The organism is Bradyrhizobium uaiense (genome assembly GCF_010811875.1).
In the GTDB taxonomy this organism is placed as follows: Bacteria; Pseudomonadota; Alphaproteobacteria; order Rhizobiales; family Xanthobacteraceae; genus Bradyrhizobium; species Bradyrhizobium uaiense.
Genome location: NZ_VKHP01000642.1, coordinates 1 through 319 on the forward strand (window position 1 = coordinate 1; position 319 = coordinate 319).

General features: G+C 61.4%; 1 protein-coding gene. It reads left to right on the forward strand.

All coding sequences use genetic code 11. The features are described from left to right. On the forward strand, positions 1 to 319 hold a 319-nt coding region (locus FNJ47_RS46885), incomplete at both ends, for a hypothetical protein (protein WP_163163585.1).

Sequence of the window (319 nt, forward strand, 5' to 3'; positions counted from 1 at the left end):
CCGAATCCGACGGTCACGGTGCACAACTTCAGCACCGCGACCCCTGGCCAGACCATTGCGCTGTCCAACCTGGTGACGATCCTGGATCCCGGCAATGTCGGGTACCAGAAGCTTGAGCTGTGGGATTCCGATGGAACTCCTGCTACGGGGCAGTTCGTTGTAAACGGTGTGGCGCAAACCGGCGGCCACACCATCAACGTGGCTCCCGGCGATGTCGCCAACACCGTGTTCAACGAGGGCACGACCGGCAACACCGACACGCTGTGGGCGCAGCTTTTGCTGAACAACAACACGACGACCGGCTGGCAACAGTTCACGG